Genomic DNA, 20,550 nt, shown 5'->3' with positions numbered 1-20,550 from the left:
TCTTAAAATCTAAGAAAACATGTCTTTCACCTTCTCAAAGAACGATTTATCTTCGTTTTGAGGTTGAGGAGAAAAGTGCTCATCATCGAGCATATTTTCAAAAAATTCTTTTTGCTCTTTATTCAAATTTTTAGGAGTCCAGACATTTACGTGTACTAATAAATCCCCTTTCCCATAACCATTTATAGATGGAATCCCTTTTCCGCGTAAGCGTAAAATTTTACCACTTTGCGCACCTTCTTCAATCTTAATACGCACTTTACCAGTAACTGTATCAATATCTTTACTTGTTCCCAGAACTGCCTCCGGAATACTCACATACAAATCATAATGTAAGTTATCGCCTTCTCTACTAAGAGTCTCGTGAGGAGCTTCTTCAATTACAACCAGTAAATCTCCCGAAACCCCATTATTACCGGGAGCCTCATTACCTTTTCCGGTTACTTTAAGTTGCATACCATCTACAACACCTGCAGGTATTTTTATAGATACGGTTTCCTCTTCAGTAAGCATACCTTGAGAATCTGCTTCTGCAGGTTTTGAATCTATAATCTGACCACTTCCTCCACAAGTTGTACAAGGAGATGCTGTTTGCATTCTACCTAAAATCGTATTGGTAACACGGGTAACTTGCCCCATACCATTACAAGTAGAACACGTTTTGTACGTGGTGCCACTTGCTTGCTTTTTACGCTTTACTTTTATTTTCTTTTCTGCGCCGTTAGCAATTTCCTCCAGCGTAAGCTTTACCCGTATGCGTAGGTTGCTACCTTTGGTTCTACGTTGACCGCCACTAAAGCCGCCACCAAAACCTCCAAAGCCACCGCCTCCGCCGCCGAAAGCGCTGCCAAAAATATCACCAAATTGACTGAAGATATCATCCATATTCATATTACCACCGCCATAGCCACCGCCACCTTCAAAGGCCTGGTGTCCATATTGATCGTAACGCGCACGCTTATTCTCATCACTTAGAATCTCATAAGCCTCCGCTGCTTTTTTAAACATATCTTCGGCCTCATTGTCTCCTGGGTTTTTATCCGGGTGATACTGAATTGCCTTTTTACGGTATGCCTTTTTAATTTCGGCAGCAGTTGCTCCTTTACTTAATCCTAATATGTCGTAATAATCTTCTTTCATCCCAATCGTCTCTTCAATAATTTAAATCGTATTCTTCGCCTCGTTTTGCAGGTTAACTATTTACCGGTAACAACCTTTGGAAAACGAATAATTTTTTCACCAAGTTCGTAGCCTTTCTCGATAACATCTACAATTTTACCCTTCAAGCTGTCTTTAGGTGCAGGAATTTGAGTAATTGCCTCGTGAATATCTGCATCAAAAACATCTCCAGCAGAAACTTCCATTTCCTTAAGTCCTTTTGACTTTAAAGTCTCTCGCAATTTGTTAGATATTAACTCTACTCCCTTTTGAAGATTTTTATCTTTTGCTTTCTGAATTTCAATAAGTGCTCTGTCAAAATCGTCAAGAACCGGAAGCATAGATTGCATAACCTCCTGCCCCGCAGTTTTAAACATCTCTACACGTTCTTTACCAGTACGTCTTTTGTAGTTCTCAAATTCTGCAAAAAGTCTAAGAAATTTATCCTTTTCCTTATCTAATTCTGCTTGTAAATTAAGCACTTGATCTTCTACAGTTAATTCATTTTCAGAAACTTCAGTTTCTTGATTGCTAGTCTCTGTATTTAGATCTTCCTGATCATTTACTATATCGTCTCTATTTTCTGAACTCATTTTTATTGTAATTTCTCTTGCATAGGCAAAATTGCTGCCAATATTATCAAAATGTCAAAATGTCACTGAGATAATTTATATTTTATTTAAGAGGTTATCTCGTACAATCTTATAAATTTGATTGCTAAAAATTAACACTTAAAGGTATATCAAATGAAGATCAAATTATTATCGCTTTTTACTATGGCTGTGCTTGTTACAGCTTTCGTTTCTTGCAAGAATGAAGCAAAAAATGAGACTGAAGCAACAGATGCAGAATCTGCTGTAGAGGCTTCTCAGGAAGCTGCAAAATATATGCTAGACAAAGAAGCATCTACAATTAACTGGGAAGGTAAAAAACCTACAGGAGTTCACACGGGTACTGTAGCTGTAGAATCTGGAGTTGTTCGCTTAGAAGGAGACAAAATAAGTGGTAGTTTTCTTATTAATATGACTTCAATTGTTGTTACTGATTTAGAAGGAGATCAAAAAGTAAGTCTAGAAGACCATTTAAAGGGTACAGTTGCTGGTAAAGAAGGTGACTTCTTTAATGTGAAAAAATACCCTACGGCTGCATTTGAAATTACCGGTGTTACAGAAAAAGACGGTAAGAAAATGATGTCTGGAAACTTGACTATCAAGGAATCTAAGAAAAATATTGAATTCCCTGTAATGTATGAAGTTGCCGGAAATACATTAACCTTAAAGTCTGAGCCTTTTACAATCGACCGTACAGATTGGGGAGTTAACTACGGATCAAAATCTGTATTTGATAATTTAGGTGATAAATTTATTAATGATGATATTGAATTAGAATTTACAATTGTTGCAAATCAGCAGATGTAAAATTTAGTATAGAACAAAAAAAGCCCGGCATTGCTGGGCTTTTTTTATTTTAATAAATCCTGTAGCGTTACGTCTACTTGTTTAAACTTAAAATCAAAACCCTTTTGTTCTATTTTATTAGAACTTACTTTTTGACTTTCTAAAACTATAGCAGCCATATCACCCAATAATAATTTGAGCATAAATGCAGGTACCTTTGGCAAAAATAGAGGCTTGTTGAGAACAGAAGCCGCCTCTTTAGTCATTTCTTTATTAGTTACTGGTGAAGGCGCTACAGCATTATAAATACCCTCAAGTTCGTGAGTTACCACATAATTAAATACGCGAGCCAAATCTTTTAAATGAATCCAAGATTGCCATTGCTCACCATCTCCTAATGGGGCTCCTACATACATTTTGATAGGTTGAATTAATTTTTCTAAGGCACCACCCTTCTTTGATAGAACAACGCCAATACGTATCTTAGAAACCTTAATATTTAATTCTTTAAAAAGGTCTGCTGCTTCCTCCCATACTTTTACAACATCGCCTAAAAAACCAGAATTATAAACCTCAAAATTTTCAGAATACTCATTTGTTTTAGAAGATGGATACGCTCCAATAGCACTAGCAGATACAAAATGAGCGACAGTATGATCAATATTTTTTAATGTACTACATAATAACTGAGCAGTTTCAATTCTACTGTCAACAATTATAGACTTATACGCCTCAGTCCAACGTTCTGCTATACTTGCTCCTGCCAGATGTACTATAGCGGTTACACCATGAAAGCATCTCACATCGATTTCTCCCTCGCTAGGATTCCAAAGAAAACCTTTATAATTTTCCTTCGTCTCTATTTTATTAGGACTTGTAGTCAAATAATTGACCTGTTTACCAGAATTTAACAATTCTTCGGTTAAAGCTTTTCCTACTAATCCTGTTGCCCCTGTTATTAAAATACTCATCTCGTTTTTTTTCTAAATTACTCACTATATCCCTGCTTCAAATTATATTTAGAACAGCTTTAACATCATTAAATTTATGTGTAGGTTTTTGATTATCTCCACGATTTAAAAAATCGAAATCTTAACTTGCATCATCATTTTAGCGTATTATGAAAAACTTTTTCTTAGCCATTTCTTCAGGGATTGTACTCGCAATCGCGTGGCCTACATATGGATTTCCACTATTATTATTCTTTGGATTTGTACCCTTACTTATAGCTACTCGCAACTACATAAGAACAGGTATTAAAAGACCTGCATTAAAAATATTTGGCAGCACATACGTAAGCTTTTTCATATTCAATATAATTACGACTTGGTGGCTATACAACTCTACTGGTTTTGGAATGTGGTTTGCTGTACTTGCAAATGCTCTTTTAATGACATCGGTGTGGTTACTCTATGTACGCATTTCCAAACGCTTTAATACAAACCTTAGTTTGCTATTTTTAGTCACATTATGGATGCTTTTTGAATATTTACATCTAAACTGGGATTTCTCCTGGCCATGGTTAAATCTAGGAAATGCTTTTGCAATCACAACGGGCTGGATTCAATGGTATGAATATACCGGAACCTTTGGAGGCACGCTATGGGTATGGATGGTAAATGTATTGATCTTCAAAGCCATAATTTTTTACAATGAGAATAACAACCTTAAAATACTGATTAAAAATCTTTTGTTACCATTAGTTGTAATCGTACTTCCAATTGCAATTAGCCAAATTCTTTACCACACCTATACTGAAGTAAATAATCCTATAGAGGTGGTTTTGTTACAACCCAATATTGATCCCTATACTGAAAAATACAACACTACTAATGATCGCATCGGTGATTTATTATTTGAAGAAGCAAATGCTTCGCTAACATCAAACACCGAATTTTTAATAGCTCCTGAAACAGTTTTAGCAGAAGGTGCAGGTGTAGATCTCAGAAACTTTGAATACAGTGCAGAAAAAGACAAGGCTCAACAATTTTTAATAAAATATCCTGACTTAAATTATATGGCGGGAATACAATTTTACAGGCTTTATACTAATGAAAACGATCTTTTGCCTACCAGTAATTTTGTGGGTAATGATCGCTTGGGAAATCCACTTTGGGCAGATTTTTTCAATTCTGCATTTCTGCTAAATAGAACTGAAAAATCCCAGATTTATCATAAGAGTAAACTGGTTGTAGGTGTAGAAAATTTTCCATATCAGAGTATATTAAAACCTATTTTAGGAGATGTAATGATAGATCTCGGCGGTACTGTATCTATGAAAACAATTCAAAAGAACAGAACTGCTTTTACAGGAATTAATGGCACAAAAGTAGCTCCAGTAATTTGCTATGAATCTGTTTATGGAGATTATGTAACGGGTTATGTGAAGGAGGGTGCGCAATTTCTTGCAATTATGACAAATGATGCCTGGTGGGGGAATACGCAGGGACATAAACAACATTTAAACTATGCCCGTTTGCGCGCAATTGAAAATCGCAGAAGTATCGCTAGAAGCGCTAATACCGGTATATCTGCACTTATTAATCAAAAAGGTGAAATTGAAAAAGAGCTTGGATATGGATTAAAGGGTACTTTAAAAGGAACTATAAATAGCTCAGACACGTTCACCTTTTATACCCAGTATGGAGATTATATTCCGAAGTTGGCTTTTATACCAGCGGGAATTATTCTGTTACTTTCTTTTATTAGACGGAAAAAATAGCACCTATTGCCCTCTGTAATAGATTACAGTACTAATGGTTTTGAGAAGAATATTTAAGTCTAAAAATAAGTTGCGATGCTTAATATAAAACAAATCGTACTGAAGCTTTTCTAGGGTGTCATCCACAGAGTTTACATAGCGTCCACGTACTTGCGCCCACCCTGTTAAACCCGGCTTCACTACGTGTCTAATATCATAAAAAGCAATTTTTTGAGATAGCTCTTTAACAAAAACCGGACGTTCTGGTCGAGGCCCGATAAGACTCATTTCGCCCTTTAATATATTTATACATTGAGGTATTTCATCAACGCGGGTGTTTCTAAGAATTTTTCCGAAGGGAGTTATTCTTCGGTCAGATTTTTGAGCCCATTGTGCTCCATTAGATTCAGCATTTTTCACCATCGTGCGCAGTTTTAAAATAGTAAAAAGCTTACCATTTTGACCCACACGGTCCTGAAAATATAGTAATGGCCCGCGATTGCCAAGCATATTACCCACCAGAACCAGCGGCAGTAAAAAGATTGCTATAATAAGTACTCCTATGGCAAATATGATATTGAATAATCTGCTTATCGTTAAGTAGAATCTATTTTTATTGCTGCGACTAAATGGGAAGTATTTATAAAAGTCACGTTCTACATGTTGCACGGGTACGCGTTGTGTAATTTCTTCATAAACTTGCGTATATTCTCTAATAGGAAATCCCTCTCCTAAGAGCAACATTAACTGATTATAAAGGTCTATTCCTACACCTTTAGACGGACTAGCAACAACAATTTCTGATACTGAAAATTTTGAGATTGAATCTACTAAATCTGAAACTTCGATAGCCTTTAGTCTTCTATCAAGCGCATCTTTCTTAATTGCATCTGTGTTTATATATCCTATAACCCGATAATTAGGATCGGCAATATGAAGATTTTCAGCAATTAAATTTATGTCATAACTGTTCCCTACGATTAGTATTCTTTTATTAAATCTAGGCGCAGAGATTAAAGTTATATACGCATACCTCCATATTAAAAGTCCTAAAACCATCGCAAAATAGAAATAGACAATTTGCAGTCTATTTTCTGGCAAAACGGGTGTTAAAAACGGAGTAAGTATAAAAAACAAAACCGTTACAGAAACGGTTAGTATTACATTTTGAAGAGTTGTCTGAAACGATGCTGCTTTCTGCAAATCATACATCTCAAAAATAACGGCAAATACCGAATAATAAGTGGCTAAAACTAAGGTCCACTCCCAACGTTCTGAATTAATTTTAAAATAATCAAACTGAAAAAAAATGACTAAAAAGGCCAGCATAGAAAAGATGGCCGCAAGATCAAATAGGCGCAACAGGATTTTACGCTCTGATATTTCAAAATGGATTTTAGGGATCCAAGACATTTTAAGGGGCATTTGTGGTTTTCAAATATAGCCTATTTATTGTAAGATTTTAATCCATTGATTCTCAACAACAGACCAATTAAAGTCTTTTACCTGTGCACGTGCATTGCCTGTTATTTCATAGATTTTCTGAGAATTATTCAATAAGAACTTTATCTTCTCTACAAAATTTACGAGATCATTATCTTCAACTAAAAATCCGGTAGTCTTATCTTCTATCATGTAGGGAATTCCACCTACATTAGTACTTACTACTGGCAGACCAAGAGCCATTGCTTCGATAATACTCACAGGGAAATTATCAAAATGAGAAGTATTAATAAAGATATCATAGTTTTCTGATAGAGCAATCCACTCCGACTTTGACAACTTTCCTGTAAATGTCACAGGCAATTTATTTTTAGCAGCATAAATTCTACACTCATTTAAGCTTGCATCTTTAGCAGGCCCCACCATACAAAGTTCTGCTAAGGGAAAAGATTGCTTCAAACTTTCAAAAATTTTTAAAGCAAGAAGAGGATTATATAATTCAGCAAATGATCTTACCCAAAGTAACTTTGGTCGCAATAATTCACGCTTTTTAAATTTATACTTTTCAAGTTCTATAGCATTAGGAATATGAATAACCGAATAACCTTGGCTATTAAAGAACACTTTGAGATACAAAGATGGACTCACATTCAAGTATGACTTTTTAAATAAGAAGTCACTCGCCTTAGGATTAGATTTTAAGCGATACGGTAAATTACCACCGTGAAGAATAGGAATATATTTCAGTTGAAAAAAAACGCATAATCTTGCTGACAAATAGGCAAACCAAAAATTTTGAGTGCTGTAGGTATCTATAAGTACATAATCAATCCAATTTCTATTCTTAAAAATCGCAAATAACATTTGGATTAAACGTTTTGCCTTTGAGGTTTTAGTCCCTACATAACGTAATAAAAATCCCGATGCCGCTAACTTAGGACCTAGCGTATCTATACTTGTGGGTGTAGCACCCTTAGCCGCTAATTTGTTTCCTATGTACAGGATTTTTTTTTTCATCAATAATATTAATTAACGCAAGCGCATATAAAAAAGCCGGTGCTGCTATACGCATTGAAGAGTGATTTATCGTGAGAAACCAAAAACCATAAAATGAATAAAACAGATAGTTTTTCCTATTACTTATTCTAAAAAATAACGGAGCAATTAATAAAATAAGTAAGGCAAACAAACCAAATATTCCGTGCTCAGATAATAATCTACTGAGTTCATTATGAGAAGCTGCCAGAATATCTAATTTTTCTTCGCGGTATTCCCGGGTCTTACCCACTCCAATACCCATCACAGGATTTTCAATAAAGAAGTTAAGCTCTGAACTCACTAATTCCTGCCTACCCGTAGAAATATCTTCTTTAATACGACCTGCAGCATCTTTATTTGCATAGCGCAAATCAATAAGACCCATTGTGCGCACTGAGGATACAAACCAAGTCATTGCAATGGCAATTCCAAGAACAATCATATAAAAGGAAAGCGCGTTTTTCTTTTTCTTTGATACACCTTGAAAATAAAAAAACATAAACACAACACTTATAATAGCAGCTGTAAATATCCCCCCTCTGGAAAATGTAATAATGGCACGATAAGTAAGAAACATCAGTAAGGCCAGATTTAATCCGAATATGAGCTTATTTCTCCCATTTACAAATAATTGTATCGTTAACGCAAACATCCCGATTCCCAAAACAGTTGCCACTTGATTGGGGCCATACCCCCCAGATAATGCAAAATTAGATTGAGTTCCATTTAAAACATCTTGAGTGTCCGGAGTAAAAAAGTATAGATACGATCCTAAGGCAACAACCGGCATCAATAACGCCCAGACGATATGGTGCAACTGATTTCTAGTAATTCTACGATCATAACAATACAGAGCTGCAATACCCAAACAAAATGGTCCGCTTAGGTTAAATACAATAGCATTTCTAACATTTGTATCAAAATTGAGTGTAGATGCCGCATAAATTACACCCGGTATTAGAAGCAATAAATAGAGCCAATAAATGGATGATTTTCTAGAAGTTCCGCTAAAAACTAACCCTAATAAAATAAAACATATAACAGAATATTTACCTGCTTCCCAAGGTATAATACTGCCGCCTGTCATTCTAAAAAAGACTTCGCCAGAAGTCATATAGGCAGCTGCAATAAGCACTTGATTTTGCTTATTCCCAGTTTGAAAAACCCAAAACACTAATAATGCTACAGATCCAAGAAAGTAGATCATCCCAAGAAACTGAAACAAGTATATAGCAAAACCTATTGCAATGTGTAATGCAATGAGTTGTATGTAGGTTTTGTTATAATTAGTGGATGATGTGCTCATATAAATATAATAGTTGGTTTACTTGAGCCTGATCAGAATATTCAGTATCAATCCGTTCTTTTAATAATGTCGCATATTTCAATCTTAATTCTGGTTCCTCAGCGTATTTTGAAATCGCCGCCACTAAACTGTCTAAATTTCCAGGTTGGATAACCTGTCCACAGCCGTCAAGAACTTTAGCGCAATCCCCTACATCGGTTGCTATAACAGCAAGACCCGCTTGTCCATATTCTAATAAAGCTAAAGGCAGACCTTCAGAATGAGATGCTAAAATACCTATATCAAAATAAGGCAACACAGCGGATAGTTTGAGATGCGTCCCGTAATAAAATATCTTGCCATTAAAGTGAGGAGTTTTAAGGCTGCTTAGGATCATTTGTGAATAAACTGGATCTACCTTGCTTCCAAACAAATGCAAAGTATATTCATCATCCTTCTTGAGCACTTCCTCAAAAGCTTTTAATAAAAGCGTATGATTTTTTTGAGGTCTAAGATTTGCAACACAAACTAATCGCTTTCCTTTTATACCATTAGGATTAAAATCTTGATCTAATGGACACGCATCAGCAATAAAATTCTTTAAAAAAATATGCTTTTCAATATTCAAATATTCATTAGACCAGCGGCTCAATTTGTCATTTACAGAAATAACAGCATCAAAAAATCGACTTAATGGCATTAAAAACCGGGTCTCTCTTTCCTTTAAATATTCACTATTGCCATAATGATCGTGCCAAACGACTTTAAGAGCTGGTGTTATTATTTTTACTAAAACAGCAGTAAAATAAGAACTGCCATGTGCCTGAATAATCTGTATCTTATGATTCTTTACAAATCGACGCAGGCGTAAAAAGGCAGAAAGATCTAATGTATGTTTTTTATTTAAAAATAAATAGGGAATATCAGGTTGCACAAGGTTTTTTAAATCTCCTTCGGCCCGTGTAGTACATAATGCTGAAACTTCAATCTCATTCAATAAAGCATTTGCGTAATTTACAGCCATACGTTCTGCCCCTCCCACTTCAAGACTATCTATTAACTGAAGAACACGCATTATAAGAGCTTTTCGATTTCATTATTAAAACGATCTAAAGTATATGTTCTAGACCATTTTGATGCCTCCATAGCCATTGATTTCAACGCATCTTTGTTCTTTAATACTGGAATTAGTTTATCTAAATCTGATTTTAAATCATTACTGATAAGTACTCCCCGCTTCGACTCACCGAGCATATAGGGCACACAAGAAATAGGTGTGACAATGGGTATTGTTCCCCACCACATCGCTTCCGCAACTACCTTTGGCCAACCTTCACTTTTAGATGGTAATATTAAAAAATGACTTTTTTGATAAGCTTCCTGTACATCTTCCGGTTTTTGATTTCCGTGGAAATATAATGAGCCTTTTAAATTTTCATTATTAATATTTTCTTCTAATGACTTTTTTAGAACACCATCTCCATAAAAATGTAATTCACTGGGAAAGCCTTTTAAAATAAGTTCTTCGATAAGGTCAATAGCATATTGGGGTTGCTTACCACTCACTAAACTTCCTACAAATAAAAAACGTAGCGGCAAATCATACTTTCTTAACGGAATATCATATTTGTCAGCTTCTGAATAACTGGCCGTAAAAAATGGCCTTATATTTTCAGTTTGATGGGGCCAATCTCCGTAAACTAAAACCTGCATATTCTTAGTGAGAGTAGTATTACTCAATATCCATTTCTGAAGCCTATAGCTCCAAGGCTGTGTGGCTTTTGGATCCCAATTACCTGCATATTTTGCTGTTTTTCGCTTCCGCGGAAATAAAATCTGTACAAATGCACCTAATAAACCCATATTACCCGGGCATCTTAGATGTATATTATCTGCTTTTGACATCGCATTATAAATAGTAATTAATATACCAGGAAGCTTCATAAGAGCTCTTACAACTTGAAAAAATGATGTAAGATTAATAGCTGATACTTTCTTAAACTCAATTTCATTTAAGTTATAATCACTATCGATTTCTGTAGGTATTCCAGGATTGAAGGGTGCTACAATACAAACCTCATCTACATGATTAAACCACAGATTCATTTCTTTTACATAAGGCGTATAAGAGTAATATTTTCTGTCTGCCTTATAATGTTCAATTTGTGTAATTACTGCAAATCTCATTAACTCCGTGGTTTACTGAAAATCAAACTAAACCAACCCACCACTCTGCCTGAAGCTTCTAAAAAAGCATCTTTTCTTGCAGAAGTTGTAAACACATTACTAAAGCGAATGAGCGTTAATAAAAGTGCCGTAGCATTCCATTTTAATCGGGATTTGAGATCTGGATTAGAATATTTTATACGCCATACATACCAGCCGTTACGCAGAACCATTATACCATATTTATAGGGTTTTGGTCTACCGGCAGGATCGTGATAATGCTGGAGTTTTGCAGATGTACAGATAGCGTTCTTTCCATATTTAAGGGCTCTAAGACTATAATCTGCATCTTCATAAAGACCATAACCATCAAAATACAAGCTGAATTTTTCTGCATCTATTACACTTATGCGGAAACTCATCGCCATTCCTATAAGTAAATCAACTTCATAAACTTTACCCGTAAGTGGGTAACCATATGTACGCCCGTGAGAGAAAGAAGGCATAATCCCAGGTAAGTCTGGAGATTGTAAACCTAGTTTATTCCGAAGGTAAAAACGCTGAGATTCGTTGCGTTCAAAACCATCTAAAACATAAACTTTGTCTGTAGATTCAATTCTATCTGAAGGTTTCCAAAGGTTTTCATTTGTGGCAACACCACCTATTCCTACAACATCGCTACGATCTCGAAATGTTTTTATAACCGCTTCAAAGTATTTAGTTTCTAAAATCACATCATCATCAAGAAAACAAACTACCTCAGCTTCTTCATTTAACCGCGAAATACCATAATTACGCTGTCTCGTAAGACCACGAACGTCATCTTCTACTTTAAAATACTCTAAACTTTTAAATGTTTTTTCTAAAGAAAGATTTTGCGTTTCTATACCTTCAGATCCATCCACAACAATAATTTGATTAGGATAGACAGATTGATTTATTACTGAATTTAAAAGATTCGTAATGGCATCTGGTCTTTGATACGTACAAATGATTAGTGAAAAATTCATTGTTTTTCTGAAAGGAGTTTTTCTGCCCAGGATTTACTCAAGCTCCAGCGTTTTTGCATTTGCCGAAGATAAGAAAATGGATTTCTTACCGATTGATTCTTATAAAACTTTAGAAACAACAAGGTTTTGTATCCTAATATTTGAGAATCAATTTTATGTTTTAAAAAGAAAGCAAGCACTGTAGGAACAGGCTTTGGTTGAATCTCCTCATACTCCCAGGGCTTTTTTAGTTGCGTTCTAAAACCTCCTAATGGCGCCTTAAGATGTATTAATTTTAAAAACGGATTGTACAATACATCGACTCCGGAGTTGCGTAATTGCATTCCAAAATCTGCATCTTCACCAAAACCATATTCAAAAGTCGTATCAAAACGTATCTTTTTAACTACCGAAGCTTTTACAAAACTACACCCCGAACCAAAAGCTTCCCACTGAATAACAGATCTAACCCTTTCTTGTTCGTCTTTTTGCAAACAACTTACCGTAAAGGCTTCAGGTTTAGCTTGCCCAATAAATTGTAATGCCTCCTCCAGAAAATCTGAAGAAATTCTTAAATCATCATCAGCCAGAAAAACCCATTCTGAAGTAATCTGATCTAATGCCAAATTACGTGCATTACACGCACCTGTTTTATGTGTAAATGCGTGTTTAATTTCAAACGGCCAATTTTCAGTCTGCAAGTAATCTAACTCTGAAAAAGTCCCTAAATCTGGATTTTGCTCTACGAGCAACACTGTTTTGGGAGTCACGCTCTGGGCAGCTAAGTCTAGTAAAGTTTGATACAATATTGCTTTTCTACCTATTGTAGGTATAACTACATCAATAGATTGTATAATAAAATTAAAGGACTCCTTGACTTCAGTTTTAGGTAAATACTGAATCGAAGAGGTATCAATTTGTTCTTGACCTAAAGCATTTAATAAATAAAACGGACTTATAGATTTTGTATAAATAAGACGCTGAAATTCATAAAGTAGTAGCCAGGCTTTACTCTTAGTGGCAGCAATAAAAGAATAGGTGAATTTCTGATTTTTAGAAAAACGCAATTTGAAATTAGTACTTCTAGATTGTATTAATCGTGGCTCACTATAACACAAAAGGCCTTTGGGCATTCCTAATTTTGCTAAGACCGCTAGAAATAAATTGAAATCTGAATATGCAGGGATATGTGGTGCAAAATGTAGTAACGTATTTGATGTAATACACCCCACATCTGCACTCATTAAATACGTAGGATAACAAACAGCTTGATTAACAGTTAAAAATACCGATTGATCTACAAACCCCAATTCTTCATTCAAAATATAGGGGTGTGCAACCGCAAAACTTAATAGAGTTTGAGCATTTTTCTGCGAGCGAATAAAATTAAAATCTACCAGCTCACTTATTTCCTGATGCACCCATATAAGTTTACGACCACTAAATTTTTGCGCTAATTCTATAAGTATTTCAGGAAGTATACGAGTATTTACAGCAATGGTTTTCCACGTGTTACGGTCTGTAACCGATATGGCTTTTTGCCCGTTATGTATTAAAACAATCAATCTGCTATTACTTTTTTGTAAAATAATATATTTTGATCTACTACGTGTTCTAAAGCAAATTTAGAATCCACATGCCTACGTGCAGCAGCTCCCATTTTCTCCCGCAAAGCAGAATTACTTAAAAGCTCCAGAATACGATGTGCATACTTTTCGTGATTTTTAGGATCTACCGTAAAACCGGTCTGCTCATCAATCATCACTTCTTTTGCCCAGCCAATATTTGAAGTCACTAGTGCTTTCTGCATCGCCATCGCTTCTAGCCAGGTCATAGGTAAAGCCTCTGCAAAACTTGGCAAAACTACTACCGAGGCTTTTGCAATCTCTGCTTTTATCTCATTATAAAGCAAACCACCTTTAAAAAAAATAAGCTTATGAAATTGAGGTTCAACCTCCTCTAAAAAAAGATCTTGAGTAGATCGTTGCGTAAAAATATCTTTAACATCTGCGCCTGCTAAAACAAGATGTGTCTTTGGCTCATTTTTAAAAACAAGATTCATAATTTTAGCCAATTCCAAAACCCCTTTTTTACGAATGATACTGCCAAAATATAAAAGCTGAAAATCAACCTCAGACTCCTTCTCTGGCGTAAAAGCAGCAGTATCTACACCATTAGGAATCACTTTGATATCCCGTTTTAAATTGAAAATCTTATCTGTTAAATCTGCACAAAATTGACTTACGGAAAGAATGTAATCTGCTCTTCTCAACGCCGATTCTTCAAACAAACGATTCTTTGTTTTTTGGGGTCTATTTTCCAGGTTACAGAAATAGCCATCGCTTCCGTGCAGGCGTATTATAAGCGGACATTTAAATGACATAAATGCTGTAATCCCGGTCCAGTCTGGAGCTTCTAATACATGTATTCCATTTTGCGTGATGAATTTATTTACATAACGCTGTAAAAAATTACGATACAAATACCAGCCACCCAGTTTAAACTTGCGCTTTGCAATGCTGTGTATTGTTATTCCGTGGTGATTAAAAACAACATCCTTTTGCTGATCATAAACAAAAACAGTAACCTGTATTTCTTTAGCGATCAAACCCGCTGCCAAATTTTTAATACTCGTTCCTAAACCCGCTGAACCTTTAAGTTCAGGATGAGGGTATTCAGGAGTTAAAAAGGCAACGTGCATTAGTTTAAGAGATTGATGTGTTCTGCAACCATTCGGTCTAAAGCGTATTCTTTTTCTATCAATACGGATGTCTCATTTGTGATTTTTAGATCGCCTTTTACTATATCTGTAAGTATCGAAGAAAGTTTTGTTTTGTCTTTAGGCTGAAAAAGAAAGCCATTAACTCCATCTGTAATAATCTCAGGATTACCTCCTACCGTTGTCGTTATAACAGGCACATTTGCTGAAAGACTTTCTAAAATAGAAAGACTGAAACACTCCATATACGTAGGTTGTATCAGGTAGTCGTAGTTAGCAAGTATCTGAGGAATTTCAGACGAACTGCCTTTAAATTCCAATAGTTCAGAAACCCCAAGATCCTGGGCCTGATGTTTTAAATCTTCTTCTAAGGGTCCTTCCCCGTAAATACTTATGTGAATATGCATCTTGATTGCATCTGTCAAATAACTCAACGCATCAATTAAATCCTGAATTCCTTTAGATTCACGTAAATGTGAAACCACTATAAATTTATACGCTGTTTTGGCTTCAGACTCACCTTCCCTTTTTTTAAATACCGAAGTATCAATCCCATTGTAAATAACGCCGGTTTTTAGAGAAACGGTTTTGCCCAGGTCTTTGACGATATGCTTAGCTGTATAACTGGAAACGCCTATAAAACGGTCGATTGCCTTACTGTATAAAAATGCTTTTAATTTGTTTTTGAGTTGCTTTTTAAGCGGAAACCCATTTAAAGGTCTGGGATTATGATCTACTGCAATTATCTGTTTTATAGACCCCAGCTTTTTAGCATCCTTATAAAATGGAGTGCTCAGCTCAGTAAAATGTGTAATTAAGCCGTTATATTTAGCTTTAGAAGTTGTGAGGTGATCTAAGAAAAATGCTTCAACTGTAAGTTTGTCCTCCGCAGAAAAAACAGTTAAATCTCTATAAAAATCAAAAGTTTCGGCATCTGGAAAAAACCAGTCAATCTCATAATTAATCTTTTTTGCAGCGGTGTCAAAAGCAACAAAAAAACGATCCATTCCACCTATACGGTCTGTTCGCAATATATAATTACAAACTACTGCCAGTTTTTTTTTACTCATAAAATTGCTTTTAAAGCATTTACACAGGCTTGTGTGGTTTTATTCAAAGGTTGTCCTATTTGCATAGTTATTAGATCTTTTCGCTCCTTTTTATTACTTTCAGGATTTTGCAAATAGGTATTAATGGCGCTATAAAGTTCCTCTTTATTGGTCGCGATTTTTACGGCTCCACTTTTAACTACATTATCGTAATGCTCGTAGCTTAAAAAGCGCTGATCATTATACAATCCGTTCTCCGGGTTTCCAAAAGCTGTATTAATTACCGGCTTATCAAAAAGCATAAAATCGAGACTCATTGTAGATAACATATTTACATTTAGGTCTGAGTACTGCAAAACAGCTTTAAGAACCGTAAGATCTTTTTGAGTTGGAATGCGCTGTGACCAGGGTTCTGGATGACCGTCACGGGTAAGCTCCCACTTGGGGTGATTCCATTTTATTTCAGGATAAAGGGCTTTCGTTTCAGCAAAACGGCGTTCATCTTCAGCCGGGGAAGTACGCACCAATAATTGGGCATCACTAATTTCCCCATTTTGTAAACCTTCAGCAATTGTAGCAATAATCAAAGGATCGTTAGGACCTATAGTGGCATCTGCACAACTGTAGCAGATTATTTTTTTCTGCGGAAAGAGATTAAATTCCCTGTAAAATTCTGCTTCAGAAAGCTCATATTCTGGCAAAACATAAGGTTCAAATTGCGGAGTACCTACTACCGAAATATGTTGTGCATGTGTAAGCGGGTAAAACCGAAGCAATTCCGTTTTCATTAAATCGCTCCATACCAAAAAATAATTAAAAGTTGCAGCCATTCTCCCTTTTGAAGCCAGATTATCCCACGAAAAAATAAAAGATGCGGTGGGTATATTTAATTTTTTCGCCCAATAAACTAAGGTTGCGATAAAGGGTGGCCGCTGATGTGTAAAGAATAATAAGTCCGTTTTATAGTTTTCCAAAATCTCACCATACTGCTTTACTATAGGATCATTTGCAAAACTGGTTTCTTGCAGCTTTTCAAAAAAAAGAATATTCTTTTCAGAATGAAAAAACCGACTAATCCCATAAACTGCTTTCACCAGAATGGCATGAGGACTCCTGCCTTTGCTCCTATTCATCTGGTAATTATCTGCAATCCCAGGATTCTGCCTGTGATTTTGCAAATGAGCAATTTCCTTGAGTTTACGCCAAAACCAATTCTGCTTCGTTTCAACAAAAACAGGTAATTCTACAATATTAAAAATAGAAGAGTCAAGCTGTGGATATGCGGAAATAGGTAGGCCTGAAAAAATCATAATCTTAGAGAAGTCGTTAGCGGCCTTTTCTAAAAAAGTACTGAGTACAAAATTGCGAAAACCAACACCATCTGTTATAACGATACCTAAGGAATTATTATCAGCTTTCATGAACTTAATTTGGGCAAGACGAAAATAGCCATTTTTGAGGAGTTTACGAGAATAGAAGTATGTTGTCTCGTAATGAAACCTGTTTTAGAAATTAAAGATCTCTAAATTGCTTCTGATGATCTATCTCCCAAAGTTTTTGAGAAGAAAGATTTTGTAGAAAAAGAGCAGCAGCATTTTGCAATAATTTACGTTTTTTAGGGCTTGCCTGCATATTTTTAGCTGTATCAACTCCTTCTAAAATAGCGGCAACAGTATTTGTAACGTGAACGATCGTATTTGTATGCAAGTCCCTGTTTTCCTGTCGCCTACCAATATTTACCGTTGGGATTCCTAGGTACGGTGCCTCGTGTATACCTGCACTACTATTACCTATTAGAAACTTAGCATTTTTAAGAAGCGTGATAAAGTATTCAAATCGTAAGGAAGGAAAAATACGGAATCTGGGATTGTTCTTCAGTTTTTCATATTCCGCTAAAATCTCGTTAGAACCCAAATCGTTATTTGGATAAATTACAATATAGTTAGTGTCATCCTGAAGTAAAGTAGCTACAAAATGTGCAGCATACGATTTAGTATTTGATAAATCTGTAGTAACCGGATGATAAAGGACCACCGCATATTCATCAAACGAAATGTCGTAATAGGCCTTTACAGTTTCCAAAGAAGGTAACTGCGAACTGAACAACACATCTAAATCTGCAGAACCTATGGTAAAAATAGACGACTCTAACTCCCCCATTTGCACCAGTCGCTTAGCCGCCATTTTATTGGATACAAAGTGAATATGACTCAATTTACTCACCGAATGCCGAATCAACTCATCTACCGTACCCGAAAGTTCGCCTCCTTCAATATGCCCAACTAAAATATTATTTAGAGAGCCTACAATAGCTCCTGCAAGCGCTTCTACCCTATCGCCGTGAACAACAATTAAATCTGGTTGAAACTCCTTTACATAAGCCGAAAATCCTTCAATAGTTTTAGCCAAAGTAAGATCCATTGTTGTTTCTGAGGTGTGATTTTCAAAGCGATGAATGTTTGTAAATCCCGCTTTTTCAATCTCAATCACCGTCATCCCGTACTTCTCTTGTAAATGCATCCCTGTTGCAAAAATGCCGTATTCAAATTCAGCACCTTTCTGAACCGCCTGAATCAGGGATTTTAGTTTACCAAAGTCTGCGCGGGTACCACTTAAGAAGGCTATTTTTTTCAAATTTTAGGTTTACTTATTAGAAATTTTTCTGGAAAAAATCTGTATTCAGGATAAGGCTCATTTAACATTTCTACCTTAAGCTGAGGATTAAAAATTACAGAACAACCGCTTAATATAGAAGCTGTTTTGTAAAGCTTTGAACATTTTGATAACAGTAAACAATCAATCAGAGCTTCCCTATTTACTGCCCTATAGTTTTTAAAAGAAATATGTATAGGTTTACCGTTACCTGAACGTTTTAAGGAACGAATTATAAGTGCAGATTCCGGAATATTTTTTCTTACAAAATCTACAAAACCCTGATCATCACTGGCAATAAAAAATTTGAGTTCCTTTTTTAATTCAATAATTTGCTGTTGAATGACAGATAAAACCGCATCATAACGTACCGCAGGTGCTTCAGTTATCTTATCTGTGCCTCTATAATGAATTCCTATTACTGTGTGACCCTTAAAATTTAATGCTTCGAAAGTGTTTACTTCACGAAGTATTTGAGGGTTTAATTTTATATATTTTTTTACCAGAAAATTTGCACGTTCAATCGTTAACCGTGCGTTATAGTCCCAGGGATTTGGAAGATTAAGTTCTGAAAATTTACGTATTACGACATATTTAATTGTGGCAGATTCACAATTTTCAGGTTGAACTTTTATAATTTCAGAAAAACTGGTAGCACCAACTCGCTTCGAAGGATTTCTAAATTTAATATACGGAGTTAAGTTTTTCTCCTCACAAAACGCTAATATCTCTAAAACCCAAATTAAATTGGCTCCAAATCCCATTTTAGAAAATACTTCAATCGCAAATCTTCCATTATCAAAATTCTTCTCGAGAATTTCTTTATTCTTCTTAAATCTTAATTCAAAGTATTTGTAAATTAAAAAATTAAAAACTCTTGAATATGCAATTTTCAATTTTCTCACAGTATATCATCTCGTCTTAATTGCTCATCTACTGCAATATCTCTAGTAGCTATTTTGCCTAATATAGAATCAAAATCCTCTGCAAGAATCTCACCCGTTCCCGGTCTTTTAACCCAAATATTTTCTTCGGTAAACCGCTCGCCCTTTTGAACAGAAGCAATCGTACAAACTGTGGCAAAAGCAAAGTCTATGGTAACCTGCTCTTCTGCGGCAGGAGCTTTTATACCGCCACGCATCAGCCATATTTCTGTGCTAGATTTAATTAATGCTGCACATTCAGCCTCATCCATACTGCACACAATATCCGGTCCCGTACGCTGTTTATGATCTGTAAAATGACGCTCGAGAATAGAGGCTCCAAGCGCTACTGCGCCCAGACATGCATTATTATTTAAGGTATGATCTGACAACCCGAATGGAACTTCAGGAAACGCCTCGTGCAATTGAGTCATCGCTCCAAATCGCACTAAATGAATAGGCGTAGGATATAAGTTGGTTGTATGCAAAAGTGCTAGTGGCGTATGCGCTTCTTTAAAAATCTGTACCGCTTTAGATACACTCTCAAGAGTATTCATCCCCGTACTCAAGATTACTGGTTTACCAAAACTCGCGATATGCTTAAGCAAGGGATAATTATTACACTCTCCGGAACCTATTTTATAAGCGGGGACTTCCATTTTTTGAAGTCGGTTTGCCGCAGCTCGTGAAAAGGGTGTCGAAATAAAGAGCATTCCTTTTTCTTCGACATAGTTTTTTAAGGCAAGCTCATCTGCTTCATCGAGTGCGCAACGGCGCATAATCTCATAAATGGAAACGTCTGCATTTCCCGGAATCACTTTTTTGGCCGCAGCACTCATCTCATCTTCTACAATGTGCGTTTGATGTTTTACCACTTCAGCCCCTGCTCGAGCAGCAGCATCCACCAGTTCTTTAGCAACTTGTAGGGAGCCTTCGTGATTAATGCCAATTTCTGCGATCAGCAGTGGCGGATAATCTGATCCTATTTTACGATGTGCTATTTGTATGTATGGGTTCAAGGAATTAAGTA

At 35.8% G+C, this 20,550-nt stretch carries 18 protein-coding genes; 2 read left to right on the top strand and 16 right to left on the bottom strand.

Annotated elements, in window-relative coordinates:
- Positions 1-9: 9 nt before the first annotated feature.
- Both dnaJ and DSM00_RS03555 read right to left on the bottom strand, forming a co-directional pair.
- The gene (dnaJ, locus tag DSM00_RS03560) at positions 10-1,140 is read right to left on the bottom strand and encodes a molecular chaperone DnaJ (protein WP_128756636.1); all 1,131 of its coding nucleotides are present in this window, start codon (positions 1,138-1,140) and stop codon (positions 10-12) included.
- A gap of 56 nt (positions 1,141-1,196) precedes the next feature.
- Positions 1,197-1,751, bottom strand: a complete 555-nt coding sequence (locus DSM00_RS03555) for a nucleotide exchange factor GrpE (RefSeq protein ID WP_128756635.1) — start codon at positions 1,749-1,751, stop codon at positions 1,197-1,199.
- Positions 1,752-1,904: 153 nt separating this feature from the next.
- On the opposite strand from DSM00_RS03555, the gene DSM00_RS03550 reads away from it, so the two are divergent.
- A complete protein-coding gene (locus tag DSM00_RS03550) occupies positions 1,905-2,576 on the top strand; it encodes a YceI family protein (RefSeq protein ID WP_128756634.1) in 672 nt (223 codons plus the stop codon).
- A 44-nt stretch (positions 2,577-2,620) separates the two neighbouring features.
- Here DSM00_RS03550 and DSM00_RS03545 read toward each other — a convergent pair whose 3' ends face one another.
- Positions 2,621-3,526, bottom strand: coding sequence for a TIGR01777 family oxidoreductase (locus DSM00_RS03545; protein ID WP_128756633.1), 906 nt, complete (start codon positions 3,524-3,526; stop codon positions 2,621-2,623).
- A gap of 149 nt (positions 3,527-3,675) precedes the next feature.
- Between DSM00_RS03545 and lnt the strand changes: the two genes are divergently transcribed.
- On the top strand, positions 3,676-5,277 hold the full coding sequence (gene lnt, locus DSM00_RS03540) for an apolipoprotein N-acyltransferase (RefSeq protein ID WP_128756632.1): 1,602 nt from the start codon (positions 3,676-3,678) through the stop codon (positions 5,275-5,277).
- Between the two features lie 3 nt (positions 5,278-5,280).
- On the opposite strand, the gene DSM00_RS03535 is transcribed toward lnt, so the two are convergent.
- The 13 genes from DSM00_RS03535 to neuB all read right to left on the bottom strand — a co-directional run bounded on the left by DSM00_RS03535 (position 5,281) and on the right by neuB (position 20,539).
- Positions 5,281-6,669 (bottom strand): exopolysaccharide biosynthesis polyprenyl glycosylphosphotransferase, encoded by a 1,389-nt coding sequence (locus DSM00_RS03535; protein WP_128756631.1) that lies wholly within the window; start codon positions 6,667-6,669, stop codon positions 5,281-5,283.
- A 36-nt stretch (positions 6,670-6,705) separates the two neighbouring features.
- On the bottom strand, positions 6,706-7,716 hold the full coding sequence (locus DSM00_RS03530) for a glycosyltransferase family 4 protein (RefSeq protein WP_128756630.1): 1,011 nt from the start codon (positions 7,714-7,716) through the stop codon (positions 6,706-6,708).
- Complete coding sequence (locus DSM00_RS03525; RefSeq protein WP_128756629.1) at positions 7,673-9,043, bottom strand: O-antigen ligase family protein; 1,371 nt, start codon at positions 9,041-9,043, stop codon at positions 7,673-7,675. The genes DSM00_RS03530 and DSM00_RS03525 overlap by 44 nt, the downstream gene beginning before the upstream one ends.
- The gene (locus DSM00_RS03520) at positions 9,024-10,097 is read right to left on the bottom strand and encodes a glycosyltransferase (RefSeq protein WP_128756628.1); all 1,074 of its coding nucleotides are present in this window, start codon (positions 10,095-10,097) and stop codon (positions 9,024-9,026) included. The genes DSM00_RS03525 and DSM00_RS03520 overlap by 20 nt, the downstream gene beginning before the upstream one ends.
- Entirely contained in the window at positions 10,097-11,209 is a 1,113-nt protein-coding gene (locus tag DSM00_RS03515; RefSeq protein ID WP_128756627.1) for a glycosyltransferase family 4 protein, read from the bottom strand. Before DSM00_RS03515 ends, DSM00_RS03520 begins: the two co-directional genes overlap by 1 nt.
- On the bottom strand, positions 11,209-12,198 hold the full coding sequence (locus tag DSM00_RS03510) for a glycosyltransferase family 2 protein (RefSeq protein ID WP_128756626.1): 990 nt from the start codon (positions 12,196-12,198) through the stop codon (positions 11,209-11,211). Before DSM00_RS03510 ends, DSM00_RS03515 begins: the two co-directional genes overlap by 1 nt.
- The gene (locus DSM00_RS03505; RefSeq protein WP_128756625.1) at positions 12,195-13,742 is read right to left on the bottom strand and encodes a glycosyltransferase family 2 protein; all 1,548 of its coding nucleotides are present in this window, start codon (positions 13,740-13,742) and stop codon (positions 12,195-12,197) included. The genes DSM00_RS03510 and DSM00_RS03505 overlap by 4 nt, the downstream gene beginning before the upstream one ends.
- A complete protein-coding gene (locus DSM00_RS03500) occupies positions 13,739-14,878 on the bottom strand; it encodes a glycosyltransferase family 4 protein (protein WP_128756624.1) in 1,140 nt (379 codons plus the stop codon). Before DSM00_RS03500 ends, DSM00_RS03505 begins: the two co-directional genes overlap by 4 nt.
- On the bottom strand, positions 14,878-15,966 hold the full coding sequence (locus tag DSM00_RS03495; RefSeq protein WP_128756623.1) for a glycosyltransferase family 4 protein: 1,089 nt from the start codon (positions 15,964-15,966) through the stop codon (positions 14,878-14,880). The genes DSM00_RS03500 and DSM00_RS03495 overlap by 1 nt, the downstream gene beginning before the upstream one ends.
- The gene (locus tag DSM00_RS03490) at positions 15,963-17,366 is read right to left on the bottom strand and encodes a hypothetical protein (RefSeq protein ID WP_128756622.1); all 1,404 of its coding nucleotides are present in this window, start codon (positions 17,364-17,366) and stop codon (positions 15,963-15,965) included. The genes DSM00_RS03495 and DSM00_RS03490 overlap by 4 nt, the downstream gene beginning before the upstream one ends.
- Positions 17,367-17,457: 91 nt before the next feature.
- Complete coding sequence (gene neuC / locus DSM00_RS03485; RefSeq protein ID WP_128756621.1) at positions 17,458-18,579, bottom strand: UDP-N-acetylglucosamine 2-epimerase; 1,122 nt, start codon at positions 18,577-18,579, stop codon at positions 17,458-17,460.
- A complete protein-coding gene (locus tag DSM00_RS03480) occupies positions 18,576-19,502 on the bottom strand; it encodes an O-fucosyltransferase family protein (protein ID WP_128756620.1) in 927 nt (308 codons plus the stop codon). Before DSM00_RS03480 ends, neuC begins: the two co-directional genes overlap by 4 nt.
- Positions 19,499-20,539, bottom strand: coding sequence for an N-acetylneuraminate synthase (gene neuB / locus DSM00_RS03475; protein WP_128756619.1), 1,041 nt, complete (start codon positions 20,537-20,539; stop codon positions 19,499-19,501). The genes DSM00_RS03480 and neuB overlap by 4 nt, the downstream gene beginning before the upstream one ends.
- Positions 20,540-20,550 lie beyond the last annotated feature (11 nt).

The sequence above is a fragment of the Leeuwenhoekiella aequorea genome, from assembly GCF_004104375.1.
GTDB lineage: Bacteria > Bacteroidota > Bacteroidia > Flavobacteriales > Flavobacteriaceae > Leeuwenhoekiella > Leeuwenhoekiella aequorea.
The sequence above is the reverse complement of the archived record's forward strand: the minus strand, read 5'-3'. Positions and strand labels throughout refer to the sequence as shown.